The 21584-nt window shown below is 59.6% G+C and carries 14 protein-coding genes, 11 pseudogenes and 1 riboswitch; of the genes and pseudogenes, 13 read left to right on the top strand and 12 right to left on the bottom strand.

Annotated elements, in window-relative coordinates:
* Positions 1 to 41 precede the first annotated feature (41 nt).
* The 7 genes and pseudogenes from metK to NKJ26_RS28730 all read left to right on the top strand — a co-directional run.
* Positions 42 to 1217, top strand: coding sequence for a methionine adenosyltransferase (metK, locus tag NKJ26_RS28760; protein WP_352698790.1), 1176 nt, complete (start codon positions 42 to 44; stop codon positions 1215 to 1217).
* A gap of 106 nt (positions 1218 to 1323) precedes the next feature.
* Positions 1324 to 2316, top strand: coding sequence for an adenosine kinase (locus NKJ26_RS28755; protein ID WP_352698788.1), 993 nt, complete (start codon positions 1324 to 1326; stop codon positions 2314 to 2316).
* 78 nt (positions 2317 to 2394) lie between these two features.
* Positions 2395 to 2880: pseudogene (locus NKJ26_RS28750) on the top strand (transposase); the annotation flags it as partial.
* A 239-nt stretch (positions 2881 to 3119) separates the two neighbouring features.
* Positions 3120 to 3503 carry a recombinase family protein gene (locus tag NKJ26_RS28745; RefSeq protein WP_352607553.1) on the top strand — a complete coding sequence of 128 codons (384 nt, stop codon included), beginning with the start codon at positions 3120 to 3122 and terminating at the stop codon, positions 3501 to 3503.
* A gap of 103 nt (positions 3504 to 3606) precedes the next feature.
* Positions 3607 to 4071 (top strand): annotated as a pseudogene (locus tag NKJ26_RS28740) (recombinase family protein); the annotation flags it as partial.
* A 551-nt stretch (positions 4072 to 4622) separates the two neighbouring features.
* Positions 4623 to 4757: pseudogene (locus NKJ26_RS28735) on the top strand (IS5/IS1182 family transposase); the annotation flags it as partial.
* A gap of 209 nt (positions 4758 to 4966) precedes the next feature.
* Positions 4967 to 5214, top strand: a pseudogene (locus NKJ26_RS28730) (dihydrofolate reductase family protein); the annotation flags it as partial.
* Positions 5215 to 5231: 17 nt separating this feature from the next.
* Here NKJ26_RS28730 and NKJ26_RS28725 read toward each other — a convergent pair.
* Positions 5232 to 5426, bottom strand: a pseudogene (locus NKJ26_RS28725) (hypothetical protein); the annotation flags it as partial.
* Positions 5427 to 5430: 4 nt separating this feature from the next.
* Between NKJ26_RS28725 and NKJ26_RS28720 the strand changes: the two are divergent.
* Positions 5431 to 6469 (top strand): annotated as a pseudogene (locus NKJ26_RS28720) (IS110 family RNA-guided transposase); the annotation flags it as partial.
* 741 nt (positions 6470 to 7210) lie between these two features.
* Here NKJ26_RS28720 and katE read toward each other — a convergent pair.
* The 5 genes and pseudogenes from katE to NKJ26_RS28695 all read right to left on the bottom strand — a co-directional run.
* Positions 7211 to 9325, bottom strand: coding sequence for a catalase (gene katE, locus NKJ26_RS28715; RefSeq protein ID WP_352698786.1), 2115 nt, complete (start codon positions 9323 to 9325; stop codon positions 7211 to 7213).
* Positions 9326 to 9414: 89 nt separating this feature from the next.
* Positions 9415 to 10104 (bottom strand): annotated as a pseudogene (locus NKJ26_RS28710) (IS6 family transposase); the annotation flags it as partial.
* Positions 10105 to 10173: 69 nt separating this feature from the next.
* A complete protein-coding gene (locus NKJ26_RS28705; RefSeq protein ID WP_352698784.1) occupies positions 10174 to 10695 on the bottom strand; it encodes a sulfocyanin-like copper-binding protein in 522 nt (173 codons plus the stop codon).
* 182 nt (positions 10696 to 10877) lie between these two features.
* Entirely contained in the window at positions 10878 to 11156 is a 279-nt protein-coding gene (locus tag NKJ26_RS28700; RefSeq protein WP_352698782.1) for a transposase, read from the bottom strand.
* A 67-nt stretch (positions 11157 to 11223) separates the two neighbouring features.
* Positions 11224 to 11337: pseudogene (locus NKJ26_RS28695) on the bottom strand (transposase); the annotation flags it as partial.
* Positions 11338 to 11739: 402 nt separating this feature from the next.
* On the opposite strand from NKJ26_RS28695, the gene NKJ26_RS28690 reads away from it, so the two are divergent.
* A complete protein-coding gene (locus tag NKJ26_RS28690) occupies positions 11740 to 11961 on the top strand; it encodes a hypothetical protein (RefSeq protein WP_352608298.1) in 222 nt (73 codons plus the stop codon).
* A 782-nt stretch (positions 11962 to 12743) separates the two neighbouring features.
* Here NKJ26_RS28690 and NKJ26_RS28685 read toward each other — a convergent pair.
* The 3 genes and pseudogenes from NKJ26_RS28685 to NKJ26_RS28675 form a co-directional block, all read right to left on the bottom strand.
* A pseudogene (locus NKJ26_RS28685) lies at positions 12744 to 12869 on the bottom strand (transposase domain-containing protein); the annotation flags it as partial.
* A gap of 58 nt (positions 12870 to 12927) precedes the next feature.
* Entirely contained in the window at positions 12928 to 13407 is a 480-nt protein-coding gene (locus NKJ26_RS28680) for a hypothetical protein (protein WP_352608300.1), read from the bottom strand.
* A gap of 327 nt (positions 13408 to 13734) precedes the next feature.
* Positions 13735 to 14187: an RICIN domain-containing protein gene (locus NKJ26_RS28675; RefSeq protein ID WP_352608302.1), complete on the bottom strand. Its 453-nt coding sequence runs from the start codon at positions 14185 to 14187 to the stop codon at positions 13735 to 13737.
* A 264-nt stretch (positions 14188 to 14451) separates the two neighbouring features.
* On the opposite strand from NKJ26_RS28675, the pseudogene NKJ26_RS28670 reads away from it, so the two are divergent.
* Positions 14452 to 14852 (top strand): annotated as a pseudogene (locus NKJ26_RS28670) (transposase); the annotation flags it as partial.
* 210 nt (positions 14853 to 15062) lie between these two features.
* Here NKJ26_RS28670 and NKJ26_RS28665 read toward each other — a convergent pair.
* From NKJ26_RS28665 to NKJ26_RS28655, 3 genes are all read right to left on the bottom strand, one after another.
* The gene (locus NKJ26_RS28665) at positions 15063 to 15716 is read right to left on the bottom strand and encodes a LysE family translocator (protein WP_352698779.1); all 654 of its coding nucleotides are present in this window, start codon (positions 15714 to 15716) and stop codon (positions 15063 to 15065) included.
* A gap of 10 nt (positions 15717 to 15726) precedes the next feature.
* Positions 15727 to 16638 (bottom strand): dihydrodipicolinate synthase family protein, encoded by a 912-nt coding sequence (locus NKJ26_RS28660; protein ID WP_352698777.1) that lies wholly within the window; start codon positions 16636 to 16638, stop codon positions 15727 to 15729.
* 203 nt (positions 16639 to 16841) lie between these two features.
* Positions 16842 to 17015, bottom strand: a complete 174-nt coding sequence (locus NKJ26_RS28655) for a M20/M25/M40 family metallo-hydrolase (RefSeq protein WP_352698775.1) — start codon at positions 17013 to 17015, stop codon at positions 16842 to 16844.
* A gap of 177 nt (positions 17016 to 17192) precedes the next feature.
* On the opposite strand from NKJ26_RS28655, the pseudogene NKJ26_RS28650 reads away from it, so the two are divergent.
* The 3 genes and pseudogenes from NKJ26_RS28650 to metE form a co-directional block, all read left to right on the top strand.
* Positions 17193 to 17633: pseudogene (locus tag NKJ26_RS28650) on the top strand (IS6 family transposase); the annotation flags it as partial.
* Complete coding sequence (locus NKJ26_RS28645; protein ID WP_352698773.1) at positions 17554 to 17883, top strand: trehalose-6-phosphate synthase; 330 nt, start codon at positions 17554 to 17556, stop codon at positions 17881 to 17883. The pseudogene NKJ26_RS28650 and the gene NKJ26_RS28645, both read left to right, overlap by 80 nt.
* A 656-nt stretch (positions 17884 to 18539) precedes the next feature.
* Positions 18540 to 18740, top strand: a riboswitch (cobalamin riboswitch).
* A 95-nt stretch (positions 18741 to 18835) separates the two neighbouring features.
* A complete protein-coding gene (gene metE / locus NKJ26_RS28640) occupies positions 18836 to 21181 on the top strand; it encodes a 5-methyltetrahydropteroyltriglutamate--homocysteine S-methyltransferase (RefSeq protein WP_352698771.1) in 2346 nt (781 codons plus the stop codon).
* Positions 21182 to 21584: the final 403 nt, after the last annotated feature.

Here is a 21584-nt window from a genome sequence, read left to right as displayed (position 1 = left end):
AAAATGCCCATACCACATCCAACACCCGAAGCGAGGTATTCATGGCTAGGCAGTTCGTGTTCTCTTCCGAATCGGTTGGCGCGGGGCACCCGGATAAGTTGGCCGACAACATCTCGGATGCCATCCTCGATGCCATCCTCCGCGCAGATCCCAAGGCGCGCGTCGCCTGTGAAGCGTTGGTAAAATCAGGGATAGTCGTTCTGGCTGGCGAGATTACCAGCGATGCGCAGGTGGATTACAGCCAAGTTGCGCGCGATACGATTCTCGACATTGGGTACGACGACGAGGCCGTCGGCTTTGACGGCCGGCGTTGCTCCGTCGTTCATGCCCTCACCGAGCAGTCGCCCGACATCAGCCAAGGCGTTGACGAGGGAAGAGGGCAAGACCTCCAGCAGGGAGCGGGAGATCAGGGCCTCATGTTCGGCTACGCATGCCGCGAAACCGATACCCTGATGCCTTTGCCGATCCAGCTCGCTCATCGCTTGACGAAACGGCAGGCGTATGTCCGGAAGGCACAACAGCTTGGCTGGTTGCGTCCTGACATGAAATCCCAAGTCTCAGTGCGGTATGAGGGGTTGCGCCCGGTCGCCCTGGATACCATCGTCGTGTCGACGCAACATGACGAGCAGGTCTCGCAAGAGACTGTCCGCGAGGGCGTCATTGAGGAAATCATAAAGCCTGTCCTGCCGACCCACCTGGAGACGGAAGGCATCAGAATTCTGGTCAACCCGACGGGGCGGTTCGTAGTCGGCGGGCCGCGCGGCGACTGCGGTCTCACTGGACGCAAGATCATCGTCGATTCCTATGGCGGGATGGGTCGTCATGGCGGCGGCGCCTTCTCGGGCAAGGACCCGTCCAAGGTTGACCGCTCAGCTGCCTATGCGGCCCGCTATGTCGCAAAGAACATCGTCGCTAGCGGACTTGCGGACGTGTGCGAGGTGCAGCTTGCTTACGCAATCGGCGTGGCCAGTCCGGTTTCCGTCATGGTCAACACGTTCGGGACAGCCAGGGTTGAGGAAAGCAGGATCGAGCGCCTCATTCTTGAGTTGTTCGATCTCAGACCGAAAGGCATTATCAAGATGCTTGATCTCTTACGCCCTATATACCGCAATACAGCGACCTATGGCCATTTCGGCCGTGAAGAGCCTGATTTCACCTGGGAGAAGACAGACAGGGCGGACGAATTGCGTCGCGAGGCAGGACTCGCCGCCCCGTGAGAGCCGCCGGCGAACGGATTGGCAAGCGGAAAGCCCATTCCCACCGGGCAGAGCCACGCCTGGCAGGCGTGGCGAGAAGCCGGCTCGGGTTTTGGCGGAGACATTGATGCCGGATTATGACGTGCTTTGCATCGGCAATGCCATTGTCGACATCATCGCCCAGTGCGACGAGGCATTCCTGGAGACCAACGGCATCATCAAGGGTGCGATGAACCTCATCGATACGAGGCGCGCCGAGCTGCTGTACAGCCGCATGGGCCCGGCGATCGAGGCCTCCGGCGGCAGTGCCGGCAACACGGCCGCCGGCGTCGCCAGCTTCGGCGGACGCGCCGCCTTCTTCGGCAAGGTCTCCAACGATGCGCTGGGCGAAATCTATGCGCACGACATCCATGCGCAGGGCGTCGCCTTCGACACCAAACCGCTCAAGGGCGAGCCGCCGACGGCACGCTCGATGATCTTCGTCACCCCGGACGGCGAGCGCTCGATGAACACCTATCTCGGCGCCTGCATCGAACTCGGCCCCGAGGATGTCGAAGCGGACAAGGCTTCGGGCGCCAAGGTCACTTATTTCGAGGGCTATCTGTGGGATCCGCCGCGCGCCAAGGAGGCGATCCGGCAGACGACGAAGCTCGCGCACGAGGCCGGGCGCGAAGTGTCGATGACACTGTCGGATTCGTTTTGCGTCGACCGCTACCGCGACGAGTTCCTCGAACTGATGCGCTCGGGCACGGTCGACATCGTCTTTGCCAACAGCCACGAGATCAAGTCGCTCTACCAGACAAAATCCTTCGACGAGGCGCTGGAGGCTATCCGCAAGGATTGCAAGATTGCCGCCGTCACCCGCTCCGAAAAAGGTTCGGTGATCGTGCGCGGCGAGGAGACCGTCACCATCCAGGCGACGACGATCCGCGAACTGGTCGACACCACCGGCGCCGGCGACCTCTATGCCGCCGGTTTCCTCTATGGCTACACGCAGGGCCGCAACCTCAAGACCTGTGGCGATCTCGGCTCGTTGGCCGCCGGATTGGTGATCCAGCAGCTCGGTCCTCGGCCGCGACAGAATCTGCGCCGCGAGGCTGAACGGGCTGGGTTGCTGTAGATGCGCGAGCAACTAACCAGCTGCCCTACTGTCGCGATTATCGCAGTGCCGAACTGTGTCAAAGCTCGCTCATATCGAAGCCAGTCGGTGAAGGCCACCGAAAGCGGCGGAGTTCGTGGCTTCGACGCCGGCAAGAAGGTCAAGGGCCGCAAGCGGCACATCGTCGTCGACACGCTGGGCCTGCTGGTAGGCGTCGTCGTTCACGCCGCCGACATCCAGGACCGCGACGGCGCGCCGGCCGTCCTGAAATCCATACTCGAGCGCTGGCCGTGGCTGCGCCATGTCTTCGCCGATGGTGGCTATGCAGGGCCGAAACTGCGGGGCGCCCTGCAAAAGATCGGCAAGTTCACCATGGAGATCGTCAAGCGGTCGGACAGCGCCAAAGGCTTCGAAGTCCTGCCGCACCGATGGGTCGTGAACCGCTGTACAATGTTGCCAAGTTTGCCTTTGAGTGGTCGGTGCGCATCGAGCGTCCAAGCCGTAAGCGGCAGCTTGTTGAGGCTCGTCGCGGTCGGAATGCGAGTCGATTTGTCGCGGGCGAATCAGAGCCACCACAGGATTTAATGCGCCATCGACGGCCCAGCTGCGAGCTGGCCGATGGAGGCGCACATGGTCCGGCGCAAGGATCGCCCTGTGCTGCGCGTGCATGTGTCGTTCGAAGCGACAAGAACCGGCCCCCAACATCTGCTCGAGGCCTATGCCCGCCTTGTGCCGATGATACGGCGCACAAGCCAGCGGCCGGACGGTCCTCCGGGCCGCTCATCGAAGGTGAAGGAAGTAATGGCGCGATCGGGAGGTGAGCAATGACCGAGATGCGATGCGCGCTCTATGCACGGGTATCCAGCGAGGCCCAGACGCGCGACAACACGATCGCCAGTCAGGTCATTGCGTTGCAGGAACGCATTGCCGCCGATGGCTTCGTGCTTGAGCCAGGTCACAGCTATCTGGATGACGGCTACAGCGGTTCGATTCTGCTTCGCCCGGCGCTGGAGCGGCTGAGGGATGCGGTTGCCAGTGGCCACGTCGAGCGTCTCTACGTCCATGCTCCCGATCGGCTCGCCCGCCGCTACGCCCATCAGGCGCTGCTGATCGACGAGTTCCGTCGTGCCGGTGTGGACATCGTCTTCCTGAACCGCCCCATTGGTGGCACGGCCGAAGATGATCTTTTGCTCCAGGTCAGGGGGTGATCGCCGAATATGAGCGGGCCAAGATCCTCGAGCGGAGCCGTCGCGGTCGTCGTCACGCGGCCCGTTCCGGCTCCGTCAGCGCGTGTGCCGGCGGCTCAAGCAGATGGGCTGCCAAACGCGGGCAGGAGCCATGCATTGGCACGCCTCCACGATCCGCGGTATGCTTGCCAATCCCGCCTATGTCGGACGCGCCGCTTTCGGGCGAGCCCGCTACTTGCCACCACGACCACGGTTGCGGCCAATCCGCGGCGATCCGCAGCCCTCGTCGCGGGCCACTTGCCGCGTTCTCGTTCCGCCTGAAGAGTGGATCGAGATCCCTGTTCCCCCACTTGTCGATCGCACCGTGTTCGAGGCGGCCCGTGCACAGCTTGAGGAGAACGGCAAGCGCAAGCGCCAACGCATGCCCGGCGCGGACTGGCTGCTGCAGGGCCTTACGGTCTGTCGGCGTTGCGGCTACGCCTATTATGGCAAGCGCGCCCCGAGTTCCCGCAAGTATGACCCCACGAACACGCTGCGCTACTATCGCTGTATCGGTGCGGATGGCTACCGCTTCAGCGGCCACGCCGTGTGCGATAACCCGGCGGTGCGCGGCGATCACCTGGAAGAAGCAGTGTGGGATCAGGTGAAAGGCCTTCTGGAGGACCCGCGTCGTGTGGCCGACGAATATCGCCGCCGCCTCCGCCAAGCCCGCGACGAAATCCGCGAGCCGGATGAGATCGTCCGCCTGGAACGACAGATGGCCACCTTGCGTCGCGGCATCGGCCGGCTGATCGACAGCTATGCCGAAGGCGTCATCGACAAGGCGGAATTCGAACCGCGTATCGCTGGCCTGAAACAACGCCTCTCCCAGCTTCAGGAGCGGCACCGAGCGGCCGTCGAAGTGGCCGAGAACGAACGCGACCTCTCACTCCTCATCAGCCGTCTGGAAGAAGGTGACAGCAGGGCTCGCCGGCCTCGATCGGGCCGGCATGCGGCAGATCATCCGCTCCGTGGTTCGTCGGGTCGAAATCGACGATGCCCACATCGAGATCATCTTCCGGGTTCCCCCGCTCGATGGCCCAGCACGCCCAAAATCACCAAGCAAAATGACCAGTTCCACGCAACATTGTACAGACGTTCGTCGAGCGGACCTTCGCATGGCTGGGCAGATGCCGAAGGCTGGCCAAGGACTTCGAGCGATCCATCGAATCCGCACAGGCCTGGGTCTTCATCGCAAACATCCGCTTGCTCACCCGACGCCTCGCAAGGACCTGAAAATATGGCGGTCATTCCGATTCAGACACCAATGATCCCCCACATCGCACCGACGCTCCGACACCAGTCTTCGAGTACGGTCCGGATACTCGCTTCAGGATCGGCGTCGCGTTTGAACGCCCACCAGATTAGGGATCCCTGCCAAATGCTGGCCATCTGCCAACCCATTCGCTCGGCATGTGCAGCTTGGTTCGTCAGCCGTCTGCCTTTACCGCAAATTCATCAAGCGAATCAGGGTAGTTGTCATGGGGCGAGGCACTTATGACTTTCTCGCCAGGGACGACGCCCCTTGGGCCTACTACGACCAACGTCCTCTTGTTGTCACGTCCCAGCCGATTCCGAATCCTAAGGGACGTCTGGAGACGCGCAGCGACGTAGACGATCTCATCACCGAAGTCTCAGCGACGGAGATGTGTGGGTTCTCGGCGGAGGGAAACTGCAGATGGCGTTTATCGAGTCGGCCCTGAATAACGGTTAAGGCGTTGATATTCCGAACCCGTGAAGAGGGATGGAAGCATCCGATTTCGCCGTTTTCGACTGGAGTGTTTGCAGGCACCAGGCAAGCCAAAGAGCGAGAACCGTGAGGATCAGGCGCAGATTTTGGCCTGCGGCGACGAGCAGCGCATTGATCCCATCGCCAGCATGGCCGCGGAGGAAGTTGCGGTCCACCGGGCTGCTGGCGCGCCTTTCATGGCTTCTTGAGAAGGCGCTGTCGCGAACGGAACGACACTTTCCGATCATTGTGATCCAGGAAGCCGGTCTCGACGGGTTCTGGCTCCTGAAGGGATTGAAAGCCACGTCGTCGATCCCGCCTCGATCGCGACCCGTCGCCGACAGGCGAAGACTGACAGGATCGACGGCGAAGCCATGGTGCGGGCGCTGCTGGCCTACAAGCGCGGCGAGCCGCGGGTGTGCGCGATGGTCAAGGCCCCCGGCCGGAAAGAGGAAGACCGCCGTCGCATTACTCGACAGCGCAAGGTGCTAACCGGCGAATGGGTGAGCCACGTCAACCGTATCAAGGGATTGTTATTTGCACAGGGCATCTCCGGATACGAACCGCTGCGCCGCGATCGGCGGGCACGGCTTGAGGAACTGCGGACCGGCGATGGCAGAGCGCTGCCAGCGCATCTCAAAGCGCAGATATGCCGCGAACTCGATCGGCTGGAACTGCTTCTCGAGCAAGTCAAGGCCGTGGAGGCGTGGAGGCGTGGAGGCGTGGAGGCGTGGAGGCGTGGAGGCGTGGAGGCGGAGCGAGCCGCGTTGCTGGCCGAGGCGCAAGACGCGGCAACGCCCGCCTCGGCGGCGATGTTGCTAGACGTGAAGGGCATCGGACCGGAGTTTGCTGCCATGCTTTGGTCGGAAGGGTTGTTCCGCCATTTCGACAACCGACGGCAAGTGGCGGCCTACGCCGGCCTTGCGCCGACGCCTTGGCAAAGCGCTCGGTCGATCGTGAGCAAGGCGTGTCGAAATCCGGCAATCCGCGGCTGCGAACGACGATGGTTCAACTCGCCTGGCTATGGCTGCGCCATCAACCGCAATCGGCGCTTGCTCTCTGGTTCCGTGGACGCGTTCAGCAAAACGGCGGGCGGATGCGTAAGACAATGATTGTGGCGCTCGCCCGCAAGCTGCTAGTCGCACTCTGGAAGTATGTAACCGCCGGCATCGTGATCGAAGGCGCCGTGATGAAGGCCTGTTTGACCCTAATCCCGTAATCCGCCAGGACCCGATCAGTCCTGGCCGATCCAGGTGGATGAACCGATACCTAGCATGGCCTGAATGCCCGTTTTGTAGAATGGTTTCATCCTCCTGAGCCCTTGCAGCCGTACTGAACGGCGACCGCATGTGAGGTTGATCGTGCTCGGAGACGGCCGGTCATGCAAATCGGGCTCAGACCTTGGATGCCGAAACAGTCCTGGGGTTCTGCTCATGCGTTGCTGAATTTAATCCTTGACCCCAAGAAGCCCATGTGAGGCCAGGTACCAGCGCACGCAAAGCAGGATCACCGACTGGTCGAAATGGCGGCCCTTGAACATCACGTGCTTCTCCACAGCTGAGGAGTGTTTCTTGCCATGCTCCGCTTACCGAAAGGTTTGCGACAGAGCCGCCTTAGCCTCTCCTGTCACCGCAGTGTGTTGCTCTAGTCAAATACCGGTGAGCGGAGTTCTTCCTAGTCCGATTGATGTTCAGCCTACCTGTCGTCTTGGCCTTGAGGAGGAGGTGTCAATCAGCATGGACATCGCGACCGTGCTGGCTGATGTTGGGCTCACGTTCGCCCCAATCACATGGTGAAGCCGCTGTTGATCCTTCACAAACCGATACGTAGGTCACCGCACGGTTCAAAACGAGAACCGGTCGCACGCCATTCATTCGGAGCCGCGGCGCTTTGTCAGAACTTCATCAAAATGAAGGGCCCACTTTGCAGGCCCCTTTTTGCAAGCCTGAAAGACGCGGTCTTACAGTTTGACCGCCGCTTCCCGCGCCCACAGCCGCAGACCCCGGCAACTTTCAATGAAATCCGTGGCACTCGCCTTGTCGGCCAGCGGCAGCATTCCCTCGTCAGCGCCGGGCTCGACGCCCGCTTTGGCCAGAAGCGGCAAGGAGCCGGGCGTGAAGCCGATGAACTTGCAATGAGAAAAGGCATCGGCCACGAAATCGCGAGCCGCTGCTTCGCCGGCCAGCAGATTGGCGCTCTCTTCGGTGAGCAGGATGGCGACCGCGTCAAACAATACCGATGGGCCACCATCGATCATATGCTTGGCCACAATCTTGGTGCCATCGCTGACCACCGCACCGCCAACCTTTGGCGCGATGACTTCCATAGCGGCCCCTTCATTCTCAATGGCAGTCTGTAAGGCTTTGAAGAGACCGGCGTCCGTGCCGGTGCCGATCAGGACACCAACCTTGCGGCCAGCAAAGCTCTCCGGGCCATTGGCAATGATGCTCAGCGCTGGCGAGGGCTCGAGATCCGTCCGCGGCGATACAGCGGCGTCGGCCGGCTTCGGCATCTCGGTGATGCCAAGCTTGTCGGCGACCGTGACAGCGAGACCCTCATCGATGTTCAGCAAGTGCGCGATCATCCGCTCGCGGATGGCTGGGGTTTCAACCTTGCTCAGTTCAAAGGTCAAGGCCTGAGCGATGTGGCGTTGCTCAGGTGGGGTCTGGCTGTTGAAGAACTGGGCGGCCTGGCTGTAGTGGTCGGCAAAACTTTCGGGACGAAGCCTGACCTTCTGGCCCTCCTCGCCGTCAGCGAACGGCCGGAACCCACGCTCAGGGGATTCGCGCGGGCCGACGCCGAATGTATTCGGCTGGTAGTTGGCCCGTCCAACCGGGTTGCGCATCGCCATGTGGCCGTCCTGCTGGAAATGATGGAATGGGCATTTCGGCGCGTTGATCGGCAGCTGCGTGAAATTGGGGCTGCCCAGGCGTATGAGTTGAGTGTCGAGGTAGGAGAAGTTGCGGCCCTGCAGCAGCGGATCATTACTGAAGTCGATGCCAGGCGGAACATTCTGGGTCATGAACGCGACCTGCTCGGTCTCGGCGAAGAAATTATCCGGCATGCGGTCGAGAACAAGGCGCCCCACAGGTATTGGCGGCAAGATCTCTTCTGGAATGATCTTGGTCGGATCAAGGATGTCGAAGTCGAAATTGTCGGCAAACTCCTGGTCGAACAATTGCAGGCATAACTCCCATTCGGGGAAATCGCCGGATTGAATGGCATTCCAGAGGTCCCTGCGATGGAAGTCGGGATCTGCGCCATTGATCTTGACCGCTTCGTTCCACACGACTGATTGCATGCCAAGCTTGGGCTTCCAGATGAATTTCACGAACGTCGATTCATCGGCCGCATTGACAAGCCGGAAGGTGTGCACGCCGAACCCTTGCATGAAGCGGAAAGAGCGCGGGATGGCGCGATCCGACATCACCCACATGATCATGTGCATCGATTCCGGCGTCAGGCTGATGAAATCCCAGAATGTGTCGTGCGCCGATTGGGCTTGCGGAAAGTCACGGTCAGGCTCCGGCTTGACCGAATGGATTACATCGGGAAACTTGATCGCGTCCTGGATGAAGAACACCGGGATATTGTTTCCCACGATGTCCCAATTGCCCTCACTGGTGTAGAGTTTCACGGCAAACCCGCGGACGTCACGGGCGAGGTCGAATGACCCCTTGCTGCCGGCCACCGTCGAGAACCGGACGAATGCCGGCGTTTTTTCTCCGGCCCGCTGGAACATGTCGGCGCGCGTATATTTTGCGAGCGACTCGTAGGTTTCGAAAAAGCCATGCGCGCCATAGCCACGCGCGTGCACAACCCTCTCAGGAATGCGTTCATGGTCGAAATGAAAAATCTTTTCGCGGAAATGAAAATCCTCGATCAGCGTGGGGCCACGTGCGCCGATCTTGAGAGTGTTCTGATCGTCTGAGAGCGGGCCGCCCTGGGCTGTTGTCAGGACGTCAGTGTCACCCTCCGCAACCTGATGCAATTCCCCTCCTTGACCTCTGACCAAGGTCAAGTCGTGGACGGTGGCTGTCGGTGCGTTGGCTTCGGCTACTGGCTTACGCGGCATAGTGCTCTCCTTTGAAACGCTTGAGAAATGTTGGCTTTGTCGCAAACCTGGAAATGGGGTTGTGAACGGCCATTTCGGCCTGTCCGTGAGGCAGCGAGGATATCGAATTGCTCAGCGATCGACAGACTGGGATTGTAGGCATACCTCGCCTGTCGCTTGCGCATCATGTGGATCATCTCGATGCCGGAGAGGATAACCACGGCGCTCGCCTGCGACTTGAAGCCGAGCATGGCTCGAACGCGGCGCTTGATACGCCGGTGATCCTGTTCGATCCGATTGTTGAGATACCGGCTATTGCGGATGCGGATCGGCTTCAGCGGTCGCCGCGATCGCTGCCACAGCCGGCTAGCGTCGCAGGAAAGGATCGCCTCGTAATTGGTCTGGCCGCCGTCGATGACGATGCGCTCCGGCCGGCCATGGCGCGTCAGCACCTTGCGGAGGAAGCGTTGGGCCGCCACCAGGTCACGGTTTTCGCTAAAGAAGAACTCGACCGTGTCGCCGAGGCTGTCGATAGCGCGGTAGAGATACATCCATGGCCGCGGACCTTGATGTACGTCTCGTCCATATGCCACTTGCTGCCGACCACACGCTTGCGCCGGTTGAAGCGCTCCAGCAGCTGCGGCGAGAAGTGGGCGACCCAGCGATGCACAGTGGAGTGGTCGACCTTCAACGCGTTCGGCCATCATCTCTTCCAGATCGCGCAGGCTCAGATTGTAGGCCAGGTACCAGCGCACGCACAGCAGGATCACCGACTGGTCGAAATGGCGGCCCTTGAGCATCACGTGCCCCTCCACAGCTGAGGCGTGTTACTTGCCATGCTCCGCTTACGGAAAGGTTTGCGACAGAGCCTACTTGACCGTGAAGACCGCCCACATCCCGGATGTAAAGTGACCCGGAATGTTGCAGAAGAGAAGGTACGTGCCCGGCTTTAGATCAAGCCGCAGGACGGCAGTCTTATTCGGATCGAGCTCGGAGACTTCGCCTAGAATACCCGGCATTTTATTCTCGTCCACCCTACTCTCGCTGCTGTTGTATGGAAACGGCCTCGACAAATCCCTGAGCCGCGTAATGATCATTTCGTGGGTTGTGTCCTTCGATGAGTTGAGAACCTCGAACGTTATCTCGCCAGCATTGACGGTGTCCACGCTAAGGGCAATGCCCATCGTCACCTTCGACATATCCTCGCCGACCGCGGGAAACCCGAGGTTGGTCGCCATAGCCGTTTCTACTCCCTTGTCCCAAAGCGATACGTTTACCACCGTCCCTGCGGCATGGGATGGACTCGCCGTCGCCACTTCGATGGCCAAAGCCGCAATCGGCAGAAAAGCGCGGATAGCAAGTAGCCTTCCAATCCCGTTACCTCTGAACATAAGCGAGCCTTCTATCTAACCAGAGTGACGCCAGTAGAATAGTTGTCCGAATCATGAAACGCATTGATCCAAATCAGTGAATGACCACGCGACCAGACGCTCCCTGAATCACCGTCGCCGGCCTCGGCGTGATCGCGCTCCTGTAACGCCTAAGTGTCTGAATCGGAATGACCGCCATGTTTTCAGGTCCTTGCGAGGCGTCGGGTGAGGAAGCTGATGTTTGCGATGAAGACCCAGGCCTGTGCGGATTCGATGGATCGCTCGAAGTCCTTGGCCAGCCTTCGGCATCTGCCCAGCCATGCGAAGGTCCGCTCGACGACCCATCTTGCGGCAGGACTTCGAAGCCTTTGGCGCTGTCCGACCGCTTGACGATCTCCATGGTGAACTTGCCGATCTTTTGCAGGGCTCCCCGCAGTTTCGGCCCTGCATAGCCACCATCGGCGAAGACATGGCGCAGCCACGGCCAGCGCTCGAGTATGGATTCAGGACGGCCGGCGCGCCGTCGCGGTCCTGGATGTCGGCGGCGTGAACGACGACGCCTACCAGCAGGCCCAGCGTGTCGACGACGATGTGCCGCTTGCGGCCCTTGACCTTCTTGCCGGCGTCGAAGCCACGAACTCCGCCGCTTTCGGTGGCCTTCACCGACTGACTTCTCTATTCGGCGGTTTGAAGTCAAGCGCCTCCTGGTTCTTTTTCGCTTTTCCGGCATTGGACGTCTTTCGCGGGGCCTTGCTTCTTTCCGAACAACGCCCGGCTGAGCCTGATGGTCGATCAGCGATAGGTCTCGACATGGAGGATGCCGACGATCTGGTGGACCTCCTGAACACCGCAGACCTGAAACGCAGGGTCGCCGTCGTGACTTTTGATCGGAACCAAACCGGCGCCGAAGAATGATCGGTCCTTTTTGTGCTTGATCAGAAAGGACGCGAAAAACCGTCCGAAACTCACTGGTTATAGCTCGGATGTGGACCATCAACTTGGCTTGATTTCTTCGTTTGGTGACCCATAAGATGGCCGCATGGGGTTCTGCACGCGAGGATTGTGATGAAATCTCAAGCGGTCTATAAGCCCGTGGCCACAGCGGCGGTGGACGCGGTGATCGGTCCCCTCCCGATTGGCAGCATCGTATCAGTCCGGGACACGATTGCGGCAGTCCGCAAAGCTGATCCCGATTTGCAAGTGACCGACTGTGAATTGGTCGAGACCATCATGGACTTGGCCACGCTTCACGGTCAGTTCGTGCAGTTCGACCTCAGGGGGCCTTGATGCTCCTCGGTTTTTCTACTCTCCGGTCGCCATTAAGACCACCGGTCCGTGGCGGTGTCCGGTGCAACATCAGCCACGTTCAGGGGGCCAAGGAACAGCTTCTTCAGTGGCCCAATAGAGGCCTATCTGGCGGCAGATGCCTGCTTAGCCGCTATTGACCCCCCCACGAGGTTTAAAAGGCGTTCGTTGGGGCCGCTACGGAGGCAGGGATGCTACTCCTCTGTCGCTAGGAGTACTCTGAGTACCTGTCACCCCCGCTCATGCCACTCTCCGCGCCGCGCCAGCGGTCGGATTGATGGAACCAGCCGTCGGCCCGCACGTTATGTCGCGTCGATGCAAAGGGAGGCAGCAACAAGACGATGCTGGTCGGCTCCGTGGCCGAGGCGTCCGAGCACCCGCCCGGCAACAGGGCATATTGGTGGACAGAACAAAAGGCCGCGCGCATGACTGGCTGGACGCCGCCGCCGGCCCATGACACTGACGACGATGCAACCGACCGCCGTTCTTGCGCGTTTGTGAGCGTCTGCCGCGCCGAACGCAGTGGGCACCATGAAAACCGGAGTACCGCTGCTCATAGCGACGGCGCCTAACCAATGCTTCTCGCCGGCGATCGAGGTGCCAGATATCACTTCGACTGGGCTGCTTGCGGCGCAGGCCCGGGCGTAGTCCAGCCCAAACTTCCTGCCCCAGCCACGGATTCTCTGTAAGCGCTATTTTCGCTGCGCGTTGACGCGGGCGCTTTCAAGGGATGGCCTTCGAATTGGGAACAGTATCTGGTCTGATCAGGCTGCTGTTGCTTTGGCGAAGTTGAAGGGCAGCAGATCGTAGATATCAGCGTCCTCGTTGCGTTGAGGCAATTGAGTGAGGACGTGGCGCAGCCACGCTAACGGCTCGACGCCACAGGCGCGGGGCGGATGCGGTGTGAATCCGGCTGGCCACCCAAAGATGAGCAGCCAGCCAGAAAATTCACTTCAGCTTCACGACAATCCCTCCGGCCGACAGATTGAGCTTCAATCCCGACGTGGTCGAATGGAAATGCACGATGACGCCATTCTGATTTTCGAGTGCCACGACGCTGCCGCCGCCCGCGAGTGTCGCACCTGCGCCGGCCGCGACATAGGTTCCGGCGACATCCTCGACCTTCTTCAGATTGTAAACGGTTCCGGCGCCGTCAATTCGCTCGGCTCCGATATCGATGAAGGTCAATCCCGAAACGGTGAAAGGATAGGATTTACCCTCGAAGTTCAGGGCTCCGGCACCCCACGTGTAGCCAACGCCAGCAGCCACGCTGCCGCCGGAAAATGTCATGGTTGCATCGGCGGGCCTCTGAACTGCTTCTGCTGTCGCAAAGAAGGAAATTCCGATGAGGGAAAGTACGGTCAGACAGATAAGACCAAGTCGTTTCATGTGAGTTCTCCTTTTTGGCGGGCGATTGGAATCTGTCATCGGTGACATCGCCCCTTGTTAATTCACGTCAAGCAAAGGCGGAATAATCCGTTTTTTTATCCTGGCTCCTCTATCCTGGCTCCGAGGAAGGGGTACCCGCTTCAGCTCTCGGCACCGGGGGAGGACACGAGGTGCAATGCAGCAGCGGCGGTGGCGACTCCCCTTGGGCGACGGCTCGGACCACGATCTTTGCTGGTGGGTTATCACCTTAACTCGCGTTCAGGGATTTGCGGCATAGACCGATGGCATGAACACCGCGACCGTCAGCCACAAGCACCATCGTTTCCCGCCGCAGCCATCATTAGCGCCCCGCCGCTCACAGAATTGCTACGCGGCCTGGGTCAGGGCCGCAAGGACTTGGAACGGGTCCTTGACTTTCCACTGCTGCGCTACGGAGCCATTGAACGAATAGGCCCACACGGGGCTCCCGGGCTCAGGCCTCCGATCTCGGTCGTCGACAACCAGGGAGGTGTCGGCGAGGGAGGTGATGTAGCCTGGACGCACGAGGAGGTTCCACTGCTGGGACTTTGTCGGCGTACCCCTATATTCGGAAAGGACAAGCGGAACCTGGTGGGCAATCTTCCCGTCCTTGAAGTCAAGGGCGAGGGTCTTGCCTCCCGCATCGAGCAGAATGACATTCTTGCTCAGCTCAATATTCCAAACGAGCGTGGCGCCTGATCCGCTGAGGGGCCAAAGCCCCACAGGGGCGCCGATGATCTGGTCATTCACGCCCAAGCCGCGGCCAGTGTCCGCCTGCCACTGGATTACATTTTCTGACATAACGTTATCCTTTCTGGAGTTGGAAGCCCTTGGTGTTTACCATAGAGGATTACTATCGTGGGTGACGTTTCATTAAGGATTCTGAAGCCTATTTCACCGTTGTGTAATAAGCGTAATATTTGGACGCGTATTCTATTCTGGAAGGCGTTGGTGCGTGGATCATTTTTCAAGGGTTTGCCGATAGGCAGGCGAGATCGCCAACGACATGATCTTCGCCCGACGCCCTACAAACACTATGCCAGCCGCCATCACCGAGTCGCGAAGGTGAAATTAAAGGTGATAAACTGTCCGGAATACGAGGCGGGCTTGGGCGGCGCGGCAGTCTGACGCTGTGGTTGACAGAAGAAGCCTTCGCCAGTTGGCATGCGCCGTGAAGAACGACCCGCGGCGCCAGCCCCGCTATTCCGATCTCGCCATCGAGGCGGCCTTGACACTGGGATGCGTGTTCGGGCTTCGTCTGCGCCAGAGGGAGGGATTGACGACCTCGCTGCTCGACCTGATGGGCCTTGAACTACCGGTTCCCGATCACAGGACGCTAAGCCGCCGGCGCAGATATGGAAACGATCGGCCAAGCGGCAGCGGCATCCCGAGGACGGTCCGCTGCATGTGCTGATCGATAGCAGCGGTTGAAAGTCTACGGCGCAGGCCAATGGCTGGAAGACAAGCCGAAACGGCCGCATGTTCCCATTTGTGCAGGCTTTTTCCAGGATGTCCCTTGCCATAGTGCCTTGCGTCGCAGCGTTGGCATCGACGATTATGCGTCCTATAGCGGACAAAGCGTTACGTGTCATCTTCGCTCAGACGGGTCTATACAAGTGCGATAGACCCCGGGAGTGATGGGGGCAATCCCGGTCGCGCTTGGCCGGGTGGCCCCATCAAGACAAGATCCATGGTCCGATAGTGGCATAAATCAGCCGAACGTCTGCGATGACAAAAAAGGCTGCGAGAACGCCGTCGATCCATCGCTGCGCTTTCTGATAGACACGCGAAACCGAAGGGAGCGAAAACACGATCGCATATCCCCCGAAAATCACCACGGCCAGAAACGCACACCCCAGCATGATGACAAAGGGCATGTAGACGGGCGTACCCGGCTGCAACCCGAGAGAAATTGTTGCAATCCAGCCCATGATGGCCTCGATATGCAGGGCGATCCCGCGCCGATAGATCTTGCCCAACTCTGTGCGGGACAGCGCCGCCTCCGGCGTTGCAGAAAGGTCTTTCCCGGCAAGCGCGGAGCCGGCAAACCGTGCACTGAGATAGAGCAGATAGCAGCCTCCGATGAACTGGATGACATTGAGAGCACTCGGCCAGGCTTTCAATACCGTTGCAACGCCGGTCGAGGCGAGCACTGCCCACATCCAGGAGACAGAGACGACGCCGGCAGCCAGTGCAAGCGCTGCGACACGGCCCCGGCTCATGGCAGTATTCATGATGGCAAGATTGCTCGGCCCTGGACTGGATGCGGCCAGAATGTAGGCCGAGAACGCCATTATCAGGGGAGTGCCCACCGAGGGATCGATGATCATGGCTATCTGCTCATCTGAATAGGCTGATCACATCGGCTGGAAGCTGCTTTAGCACTGCCAAAACCTCTGACCGCGCGTCCTCGGAAAGTGACCTGATGGGCAGGGGAGGTGAAGCATGGCAGATCTCCAATGCCTCCGCCAAAGCATAGACAACCCGCAGGCCGGAATACCGTTTAAACAGAGCCCAGAGCGGCTCGAGGCTGGCATTGATCCTGCGCGCCTCGGCCGCATCGCCCCTTTGTGCAGCCCTGACGATCTTCAAACAGGCATCGGGAAGAAGTCCGCCAATGACACTGTACCAGGTATCCGCACCTGCAATCATCGCCTCGGTGCACTGCGCGTCTCCACTGTAGCCGATCGAAAAGCCGTCTGGCACCTGTGAGCGCTGGTCCTCCAGATGGCGCTGGGTTTCGGCCGGGCCAAAACCGGGGTTTTTGATGGCGACGATCCCGGGCACCCGAGACAGCCTTTCGACCAAGGCGGATGAGAACCGAAAATGCGTTGTTCCGGGATTGTCATAGATGCAAATCGGCAAACCGGATTCCAATGCGACTGTTTGGAAATGCTCGAACACTTCATCCTCGGTCAGAGGTGCGTACGACACTGCAGACAGCAAGCCGGCTGTCGCACCGATCGCTTTGGCATCCTTGGCATGTTGCACGGTTTCGTCCGTCCTCAGCGCTCCAATCCCGACCAACAAGGGAATATCAGCACCGACTTTATCGATGGCCACCTCAATTGCGCATTGGCGCTGTTGGCGCGACAGGAACATGTAACTGCCCGTGCTTCCCAACAGGCCGATAGAATCGACCTTTGCCTCCATCAAGCGCGCAAGAAGTTTTTCCAATGCGGGCTCATCGATATTACCGCCGCGATCAGCGGGGGTGATGGGAAAAGCGGACAAACCGCGCAGGAAAGTCATTGTGTCTCCAACTCTTTGGCCGTTGAACTGTAAGCCGACGGTCCGGCGTTGATGTCATTTACATTGCCAACTGGCCTTGGATATAGCGCCAGTTCTCGTCAATGTTGCCAGTCCAGTTAGCTTTTGGCGATGCGAGGTCCGGCCTCGCAAAGGGGGGAGGCGCGGGACTGTTAAATCTTTCCGACTTGGAATTCACGCTAACGTCATGCGAAATGATCTCTTGCAAGATTGTAGAAAAAAGCGGCGCCACGTACGAGGATGTCATCGTTGAAGTCATACGTCGTCGAGTGCAGCCCGGAACTGTCACCGTTGCCGATGAGCAAATAGGCACCGGGGACCTTGTTCAGCATGAACGAGAAATCTTCGCTGAACATCATGGTTCTGTCGCAAACTTTTCGGAAAGGTCATTTGCTGCATGACGCTTGCTCTTTTTTCCGGGAGTTTGTCATGTTCAAAGGCCGCCATTTTGATCGATCCGTGATCCGGCTCTGTCGCAAACCTTTCCGTAAGCGGAGCATGGCAAGAAAAACGCCTCAGCTGTGGAGGAGCACGTGATGTCCAAGGGCCGCCATTTCGACCAGTCGGTGATCCTGCTGTGCGTGCGCTGGTACCTGGCCTACACTCTGAGCCTGCGCGATCTGGAAGAGATGATGGCCGAACGCGTTGAAGGTCGACCACTCCACTGTGCATCGCTGGGTCGCCCACTTCTCGCCGCAGCTGCTGGAGCGCTTCAACCGGCGCAAGCGTGTGGTCGGCAGCAAGTGGCATATGGACGAGACGTACATCAAGGTCCGCGGCCATGGATGTATCTCTACCGCGCTATCGACATCCTCGGCGACACGGTCGAGTTCTTCTTTAGCGAGAACCGTGACCTGGTGGCGGCCCAACGCTTCCTCCGCAAGGTGCTGACGCGCCATGGCCGGCCGGAGCGCATCGTCATCGACGGCGGCCAGACCTGGCGTTCTGGTGTTATCGAAGTTGGCCGGCGCGGCCGAAGACTTCGGTGAGGACGCCCTGCTGGTAGATCCGAGGCTCCCCGATGAGATAGCTGCAGCGATCTCAAGAGCGGCCAGCATGCCGCGCGAAGAACGCATCCAACGCTGGCGGGGGATGATGGATAAACTTGAGGCGTATACAATCCACCATTGGTCAGCGGACTTCGTTCGGCAACTGGACAAGAGCCGGATTACCGTGCCTGCGGACCACTTCCACTATCTCGGCTTGGGCTGGATGAGCGAGGCCTAAATGCCTTCCTTCGGACCGAGCCCGAATTGCACACCGCGCTGATGCGTGCACTGGATAAAAACTGGGTCCTGCCGACCATATGATGCAGAATATGAAGCACGCGAGCTTTGCCGCAATTCCGCGTCCCTCGACTGCCTAGCGCTTTGAGATGAGATACTTATACTTACCGCCTGAATGACGCTTAAAAAGCTTATCGGGACACAGTCGTGCCTTGCTCTTTGGACCGGGCCCCGGCCAGTGTGGTCTCTTGCCGCCGAGCGCAGTTACCACCGATTGCCTAGTCACCAGGGGTCGTGGTCACGACCTGGCGTGCCATTTCCCCCCGCACCATGGTTTGGCGTTCACTTCGAGACAACCGCTTCTGCCATGCACGCATCACTTTCGGCCCACGATTGCATCGTTAAACATCGCCACCAATGCCATCTTCTGCATTCGACCACGTTGTCACTCCCATCCATCTTGTCCGAAATCCTTCATGGATGAACGGTGAGGAATGTCGCAGCCTGACAGGAAACCATTATGAACAATGGTGGCGGGGGTGCCAGCGACGGCAATGGGCGGACTGAATATTTCAGAATGAAGACAAGGTGTAAAAGAGCGAATACATAACGACATAAACATTTCGTTATGCGATATTGACAAAGTGCGGACCGCTGTGATTGTCTGCGGGTTGTGGTTCTCCGCACGGCGCTGCCGGAGCGGAGCTAAGAGGGAAGCCGGTGCGATGCCGGCGCTGCCCCCGCAACTGTTAGCGGCGAGCCAACCCCACTCATGTCACTGAGGCGAATACCCTCGGGAAGACGGGTAGAGGCTATGACCCCGCGAGCCAGGAGACCTGCCACGGCGAATTACGTCCACGGGCGGGGTGTCTCGGTGGCCGCTGCAACCCGGCGTTGGTGCCGGCCTGCTAGCGCCTTCCTTGTCACCGACGCCCCAACCATCGGGGTATGACATGACTGTCTCTCAGCAAATTCCTGTAGCAACGCTCGGCGTGCCGCGCATCGGTCGTCGGCGAGAACTGAAATTCGCGCTTGAAAGGTACTGGTCCGGAAAATCTTCCGCCGCCGCCCTTCTCAGGACGGCGAAGGCGCTCCGTGCCGCTAGCTGGGAGGAGCAGCACGATCGCGGCGTGTCGAAAATCCCGTCGAACGACTTCTCGCTATACGACCATGTGCTCGACACCGCAGCCATGGTCGGCGCCGTTCCATCCCGTTACGGCTGGAATAGCGGCGAGGTCCCACTTGACATCTACTTCGCAATGGCGCGCGGCAACCAGGGTCAGACGGAGGGTTGTGGACACGCTGGTCACCAGCAGGCGGCTCATGGGCCTGATGTAACCGCGATGGAAATGACCAAGTGGTTTGACACCAACTATCACTACATTGTGCCGGAACTCGACGATGATCAGACGTTCGCCCTCTCGTCAACGAAACCGGTCGATTACTTCCTCGAGGCTAAAGCTCTCGGCATTCACACACGCCCAGTCATCCTTGGACCCATCACCTTCCTCAAGCTGGCGAAATCGCCTGCCGAAGGGTTCGGTCCCATCGCGCTCCTATCGCGGCTGCTGCCCGTCTACGAGCAACTTCTGCAGAGGCTGAAGCTGTCGGGAGCCGACTGGGTGCAGATCGATGAGCCAGCGCTTGTCCTCGATCTGAACCCGAACGAACGAGCTGCGTTCGAATTCGCCTATGGACAGCTGTCGAAAGCCGCGCCCGAGCTGAAGATCATGCTGGCTACGTATTTCGGGCCGCTGGGAAACAATCTCGAAACCGCGGTTTCTCTGCCCCTGGCTGGGCTGCATATTGATCTCGTGCGCGCTCCCGAGCAGCTGGAAACGGTGGGTCGGCTCGCTCCGAAGGATCTGGTGCTCTCGCTTGGCTTGATCGATGGCCGCAACGTCTGGCGTGCGAACCTGCCCGCCATTCTCGACCGCATCAAATCGATCGTCGCCGGCTGGCCCTTGGACCGCGTCGAGATCGCGCCTTCTTGCTCGATGCTGCATGTGCCGATCGACCTGCGCATGGAGACGGAACTCGACGCCGACATCAGCTCGTGGCTCGCCTTCGCGGCCCAGAAGACCGACGAATTGGTGTTGCTGGCCCGGGCCCTGTCCCAAGGCAGAGATGCGGTGGCTGGCGCGTTGAAAGCGTCTGCCGAGGCTGCCGCCACGCGCGTGACATCCACGAGGATCCATGACCCGCTTGTTCAGGGGCGGATCGCCAGCATTGACGATAGCATGAAGCGACGAGAGAGCGCTTTTGCCGAGCGCTCCAGAGTCCAAGCCGGCTCACTCGGGCTGCCGCCGTTCCCGACGACGACCATCGGGTCCTTCCCGCAGACGCCGCAGGTACGCAAGGCGCGGGCCGCTCATGCGAAGGGCCAGCTGAGCTATGTCGACTACGAGACGTTCCTGAAGAAGGAGATCGAGGCTGCAATTCGCTGGCAGGAAGAGATCGGGCTGGACGTGCTGGTGCACGGTGAGTTCGAGCGAAACGACATGGTACAGCATTTCGGCGAGCAGTTGTCCGGCTTCGCGCTCACCCAGCATGCCTGGGTACAAAGCTATGGGTCGCGCTACGTCCGTCCCCCCATCATTTTCGGCGACGTATCGAGGCGCAATCCGATGACAGTGCGCTGGTGGCAATTCGCCCAGTCGCTTACGGAAAAGCCTGTTAAGGGAATGCTCACAGGCCCAGTGACCATTCTCAACTGGTCTTTTGTTCGCGACGACGTACCCCGCTCCGAATCCTGCCGCCAGATCGCGCTCGCCATCCGCGACGAAGTGACGGATCTCGAAAGGTCCGGCGCAAGGATAATCCAGATCGATGAGGCCGCGTTTCGCGAAGGATTGCCACTGCGCCAGTCTGACTGGAAAGTCTATCTCGACTGGGCTGTCGAATGCTTCCGGATCGCTTCAACGGGTGTAAATGACGCGACTCAAATCCATACCCACATGTGCTATTCGGAGTTCAACGAGATCATCGACGCGATCGCTGAAATGGATGCGGATGTCATTTCGATTGAGACCTCGCGCTCGAAAATGGAGCTGCTGGACGCCTTCACGAGCTCCAAATATCCGAACGAAATCGGTCCCGGAGTCTATGACATTCACTCACCACGCCTCCCGGGAGTCCGTGAGATTTCGGATCTCGTCATGCTTGCCCGCGAGCGACTGTCGGATGCCCAACTGTGGGTAAACCCGGACTGTGGCCTCAAAACACGTAAATGGGAGGAGGTCCGCCCTGCCCTCATGAACATGGTCGCTGCAGCACGTGCGCTCCGGGAGAAAGCGTAGGCCTGATGCTTCTCCTTCCTCACCATGACGTGAGTTGCCGGCTGCCGCATGTCGGCCGTAAATGTGCCAATACGCGATCACATCCTTTGAAATAAGTCACTCGAGCGAGAATGAGCACTTCCCTTCGGCACGTAATCGCGCAGGAAATATCAATTTGGACGATACGCTTTAATATCGGCTCCTTCGGAACATACAGGCCGCGCCGCTCGGAAAATCGTACATGCGTCTTTCTTAAACTAGACCGCCTGTCGCGTTCGCTCAGGTGGCGACCTGCGCGTCTGTCCGCTTCCCCAGTCGATTAGCGCAGACTACGGGTCGAGGTGGCAGGATTCGGATGTTGCCAGCGTCCCGCCAATTCGGAAAATCGGTAAGGCCTTGACCCTCGCCAGCGCCCGACTTAGCT

This window comes from Mesorhizobium sp. M0152, from assembly GCF_040322415.1.
Classification (GTDB): domain Bacteria; phylum Pseudomonadota; class Alphaproteobacteria; order Rhizobiales; family Rhizobiaceae; genus Mesorhizobium.
Note: the sequence above shows the minus strand (reverse complement) of the source record. Positions and strands in the feature narration are given on the sequence as shown.